This window comes from Nostoc sp. CHAB 5715, from assembly GCF_020829685.1.
Classification (GTDB): Bacteria; Cyanobacteriota; Cyanobacteriia; order Cyanobacteriales; family Nostocaceae; genus Nostoc.
On sequence record NZ_JAIVFR010000971.1, the window covers coordinates 1 to 2,759 of the forward strand.

3 protein-coding genes and 1 rRNA gene are annotated in these 2,759 nt (G+C 39.3%); all 4 read left to right on the forward strand.

Annotation, left to right across the window (positions count from 1 at the left end):
• Positions 1-175 precede the first annotated feature (175 nt).
• Positions 176-293, forward strand: a 5S ribosomal RNA gene (gene rrf, locus LC574_RS34515).
• On the forward strand, positions 285-485 hold the full coding sequence (locus LC574_RS34520) for a hypothetical protein (RefSeq protein WP_229458116.1): 201 nt from the start codon (positions 285-287) through the stop codon (positions 483-485). Before rrf ends, LC574_RS34520 begins: the two co-directional genes overlap by 9 nt.
• A gap of 127 nt (positions 486-612) precedes the next feature.
• On the forward strand, positions 613-1,572 hold the full coding sequence (locus tag LC574_RS34525; protein ID WP_229458117.1) for a ribonuclease Z: 960 nt from the start codon (positions 613-615) through the stop codon (positions 1,570-1,572).
• A 569-nt stretch (positions 1,573-2,141) separates the two neighbouring features.
• Positions 2,142-2,759, forward strand: a 618-nt coding sequence (locus tag LC574_RS34530) for a Wzz/FepE/Etk N-terminal domain-containing protein (RefSeq protein WP_229458119.1), incomplete at its 3' end; no start/stop codon positions are given.

Below are 2,759 nucleotides of genomic sequence, written 5' to 3' on the forward strand. Positions count from 1 at the left end.
GTATGTAGCCGAGCCGTGCTAACAGACCGAGGGCTTGACCTGACAACTCATTTGGTTTCGCCTTACTGTGCAGTCTTCAGGGTTGTGAAACTTCAAAGTTAAAATTCTTTTTTCTTCATTTTGAATTTTGAATTTTGAATTTTGAATTTTGAATTTTGAATTCCCCCAGGGTTTTCCTGGTGTCTATTGCGCGGTGGAACCACACTGAACCCTTCCCGAACTCAGAGGTGAAACGCTGCTGCGGCCACGATAGTTTAGGGGTAGCCCTACGCAAAAATAGCTCGATGCCAGGTATCATTTTACAAACAAAAGCCTTCTCAAAGTCATTTGAGAAGGCTTTTGTTTTTGCTGAAAATCATTGGGATAAAAATACTATCCGTAAAGGAATTAAACAATTAACTAATGGGATTACCTGTGTAGATAATTATCTAGCAACAGCGCCTTCGCGGTTCGATAAACTAAGCTTTTTAGAGATTTTTGCGTAAGCCCTATAATCTTTATTAGGTGTTGGGTTTAAAAAAGCGACTTCCTCTCAAAAGTATTTTGCTTATTAAGCGTGTCACTATAGAAAATAGAGCAAAAAATTAAGTAATAGGAAGACTAAAGAACGCTGTGCAGATAACATTCTTAGGCACGAGTTCCGGTGTACCCACGCGATCGCGCAATGTTTCCAGTGTCGCCCTGAGATTACCCCAAAGGGCAGAACTGTGGTTATTCGACTGTGGCGAAGGCACCCAGCATCAAATTATCCGCAGTGAACTGAAAATTAGCCAACTCTCGCGAATTTTTATTACTCACATGCACGGCGACCACATCTTTGGCTTAATGGGACTTCTTGCTACTTGCGGCTTGGCAGGCAATGTGGAACGAATTGATATATATGGCCCACCTGGATTAAATGATTACATTCAAGCCGCCTCCCGTTACTCTTATACACACTTTTCCTACCCCATTAAAGTCCATGCCATCCGTCCAGGGGTAATTTATGAAGACGATGACTTCACCGTTAGCTGCGGTAATTTGCATCATCGCATTACAGCTTTCGGCTACCGCGTAGCCGAAAAAGACCGATCAGGACGCTTTGATGTGGAAAAAGCCAAGGCGTTGCAAATTCCTCCTGGTCGGGTTTATGGTCAACTTAAGCGCGGTGAAACAGTGACGCTTGCGGACGGACGGGTGATTGATGGCATTCAATTATGTGGCCCTACAGAAATTGGTCGAAAAATTGCCTATTGTACAGACACAATTTATTGTGATGGGGCAGTGGAATTGGCTCATGATGCAGATGTATTAATTCACGAAGCAACCTTTGCTCATCAAGATGCAGACATGGCTTTTCAACGGTTGCATTCCACAACCACAATGGCAGCGCAAACAGCTTTAGCTGCTGGGGCACATCGACTGATTATGAGTCATTTCAGTCCCCGCTATGCTCCTGGCAATACCTTGGAATTAAAGGATCTTCTTCAGGAAGCCCGTGCTATTTTTCCCCGTACTGACATGGCTTATGATTTCATGGTTCATGAAGTACCGAGGCGGCGGGAAGTAGAGTTAACCAAGGTAGGCGTTTAAATTTTGGATTGATTTTAGATTTAAGATTTCCTATTGAACCCTTTTAATCTAAAATTAACCAGGCTCTATCTTGGAGTTTACTAGTCTAACTCATAACGTCCAGTAAATAGACAGCAGTTTAGCTTGAGGAGTAAGTAAACTAGTTACCCAATAATTTACGGTTCACTAAGTGTATCAACAAGTTACAAATACTATGGTTGAGATATTTTTCTCAATGTGTTTTTTATATTACAAGTTATTAAAATAACTTTAATAGGATAATACTGTTGTAAATCAGAGAATTTTATACTTAAATACTTAAAAAAAATAATTAATTTTTCGTCAAGATTTTTCTTCTTTAAATAAAATATTTATTAAAAATTTATTCTTCTAACACTGATTAAAAATTTGTATGCATGAATTGATGAGCATGAAAGCGCCAGTTGGCATAATATTGTGCCAAGTGAGCTTGTCATTGTTGGAAGAATAATTAAGTATGCTATTGCAGCTATAGGTGTAAAAAAAACATTTCACATTTTTCATAAATCTTCCAAATAAATATAGTGTTTCGATATTAGAGGAGTTTGATAGTGGCTAAAACTAGTCTGAATCAAGAGCAACAGATTACTACTTCAGCACAAGGTGCAGTTGACATCAGACAACTATCTACTATTCTGCTTCGCCGACGTTTGCTAATCTTGGGGGTTTCCTGTGTAGTTATGTCAGCTGCTAGCCTCCTAGCTTTCATTGCTAAACCTATTTACCAGAGCAATATGCAGATATTGGTGAATTCCAATTTATCTGAAGGCACACAGTCAAATAATATCCCAGAAAGCGCAGACACCAAGGTTACTGAACCCAATTCTCAAGTTGTTGATTCCACTACTCAGATGAAACTTATGCTGAGTTCTAAGTTGCTTCAGAAAGCCGTAGATTTACTTCATTCTGATTATCCTGATATTACCTTAGAGTATATCAATGGTCAAACAGAACAGAACAAAAAAGCACCTCTAGAAGTGACTCCAGAAGAGGGAGGTATCGGAGCTAATAAAGTTTTTAGTCAATTATTTAAAGTTTCGTTCAATGATGACGATCCCGTCAAAACCCAAAGAGTACTTCAAGCTCTACAAAAAGTCTATCAAAACTACAATAAAGAGCAACAAAAAGAACGTCTCAATCAAGGGCTGGCTTTTGTAAGTGCTCGCCTA

Bases quoted from the DNA above. Each gene is read 5' to 3' on its own strand.
- LC574_RS34520 (WP_229458116.1), top strand. From the start codon at position 285: ATGCCAGGTATCATTTTACAAACAAAAGCCTTCTCAAAGTCATTTGAG.